Source organism: Lishizhenia sp., assembly GCF_057456495.1.
Window position 1 is genome coordinate 1 of the sequence record NZ_JBVCPV010000315.1, and the last position, 1,802, is coordinate 1,802.

Annotated in this window: 4 protein-coding genes and 1 pseudogene; all 5 read left to right on the forward strand. The window is 39.0% G+C overall.

Annotated elements, in window-relative coordinates; genetic code table 11:
* Positions 1 to 237: 50S ribosomal protein L4 (gene rplD, locus AC22ZQ_RS14475; protein WP_318959462.1), on the forward strand; the 237-nt coding region annotated here is incomplete at its 5' end.
* A 6-nt stretch (positions 238 to 243) separates the two neighbouring features.
* Positions 244 to 540: a 50S ribosomal protein L23 gene (gene rplW / locus AC22ZQ_RS14480; RefSeq protein WP_318959463.1), complete on the forward strand. Its 297-nt coding sequence runs from the start codon at positions 244 to 246 to the stop codon at positions 538 to 540.
* An 11-nt stretch (positions 541 to 551) separates the two neighbouring features.
* Positions 552 to 1,376: a 50S ribosomal protein L2 gene (rplB, locus tag AC22ZQ_RS14485; RefSeq protein WP_318959464.1), complete on the forward strand. Its 825-nt coding sequence runs from the start codon at positions 552 to 554 to the stop codon at positions 1,374 to 1,376.
* 3 nt (positions 1,377 to 1,379) lie between these two features.
* Positions 1,380 to 1,658 (forward strand): 30S ribosomal protein S19, encoded by a 279-nt coding sequence (gene rpsS, locus AC22ZQ_RS14490; protein ID WP_090248837.1) that lies wholly within the window; start codon positions 1,380 to 1,382, stop codon positions 1,656 to 1,658.
* 18 nt (positions 1,659 to 1,676) lie between these two features.
* Positions 1,677 to 1,802 (forward strand): annotated as a pseudogene (locus tag AC22ZQ_RS14495) (50S ribosomal protein L22); the annotation flags it as partial.

Sequence of the window (1,802 nt, forward strand, 5' to 3'; positions counted from 1 at the left end):
ATGGCATCTCCAAAGACTGCTGATTTTAAAGCGTTCTTAGGTAACTTAAAGTTAGAGAACGAGAAAGTTCTTGTAGTAGTAGGAAGTCAGAATGATAACGTATACTTATCATCTCGTAACCTTCAGAGAGCAAAAGTTGTTACTGCTGATTCATTAAACACTTACGATGTGTTAAATGCAAGAAAAGTAGTTTTAGCGGCAAGCTCTGTTGAAGCAATTGAAAAGATCTTAAACTAATTTGGAATGAGTCAAATTATAAAAAAGCCAATCATCACAGAAAAAGCAACGTTGGATTCAGAAGAAAACAACAGATTTGCGTTTGTAGTTGATAGAAGAGCTAACAAGATTGAAATAAAGAAAGCTGTCGAAAACATGTACGGAGTAACTATTGAGAAAGTTCGTACCATGACTTATGGCGGTGGTAAATCCTCTGTTAAATATACTAACAAAGGTATCGTTGAGCAACGTAATTCAGTTTGGAAAAAAGCTATCGTTACGGTTGCAGATGGAGAAACGATTGATTTGTTTAATAACATTTAATTAATTGACGAATGAGTCTTAGAAAGTTAAAGCCTACAACTCCAGGGCAAAGACACAAAATCATTAGTGATTACTCAGAGGTAACTAAGTCTACTCCTGAAAAAGCGTTAGTAGCTTCTAAAAAGAAGTCTGGTGGACGTAATAACTCAGGTAAAATGACGATGCGTTACATCGGTGGTGGTCACAAGCAGAAGTACAGAGTTGTTGATTTCAAAAGAGAAAAACACGATGTACCTGCAACGGTTAAAGCTATCGAGTATGATCCAAACAGAACAGCTCGTATCGCTTTGTTGTACTATGCAGATGGAGAGAAGCGATACATTATCGCTCCGGAAGGTTTAAAAGTTGGAGATACAGTAGTTTCAGGAAAAACTGCTACTCCAGTAGTTGGTAACGCAATGTTCTTAAGTGATATTCCACTTGGTACTGTGATTCACAATATCGAGTTAAAGCCTGGTAAAGGTGGAGCTATCGCAAGAGGAGCAGGAACTTACGCTCAGTTAAACGCACGTGAAGGAAAATACGCTACAGTAAAATTACCTTCAGGTGAGACTAGAATGATCTTAATCACTTGTCTTGCGACAATCGGTTCTGTTTCTAACTCTGAGCACAGTTTAGTAGTATCTGGTAAAGCAGGTCGTTCACGTTGGTTAGGTCGCCGTCCACGAGTTCGTGGTGTAGTTATGAACCCAGTTGATCACCCAATGGGTGGTGGTGAAGGTCGTAACTCTGGAGGTCACCCAAGATCACGTAACGGTATGCCAGCTAAAGGATACAAAACACGTGCAAAGAATAAGTATTCAGATAAGTTTATCATTGAGAAAAGAAAGAAATAGGTTATGAGTCGTTCGTTAAAAAAACCACCATTTGTTCATTACAAATTGATGCAACGAGTGGATACAGCACAAGAAACTGGAGCGAAGGGAGTAATCAAGACTTGGTCTCGTGCTTCTACAATAACTCCAGAGTTCGTAGGATTGACAATTGCCGTACACAATGGGAAGAAATTTATTCCTGTTTACGTGACAGAGAATATGGTTGGTCACAAGTTGGGTGAATTTGCACCTACTCGTAACTTCCGTGGTCACGGTGGTAATAAGAAAGATAAAAGAAGATAGAATTAAATCGGTAGTGACATGGGCGCTAGAAAAAGATTAAAAGCAGAGCAATTAAAAGCAGAGAAGGCTACAACAGCAATAGCTAAGTTGAAAGATTCTCCGATCGCTCCAAGAAAGATGAGATTAGTTGCAGATCTTGTAAGG

Excerpts from the sequence above, each read along its gene's own strand:
- rplW (WP_318959463.1), top strand. The coding sequence starts at position 244 with ATGAGTCAAATTATAAAAAAGCCAATCATCACAGAAAAAGCAACGTTG.
- rplB (WP_318959464.1), top strand. The coding sequence starts at position 552 with ATGAGTCTTAGAAAGTTAAAGCCTACAACTCCAGGGCAAAGACACAAA.
- rpsS (WP_090248837.1), top strand. The coding sequence starts at position 1,380 with ATGAGTCGTTCGTTAAAAAAACCACCATTTGTTCATTACAAATTGATG.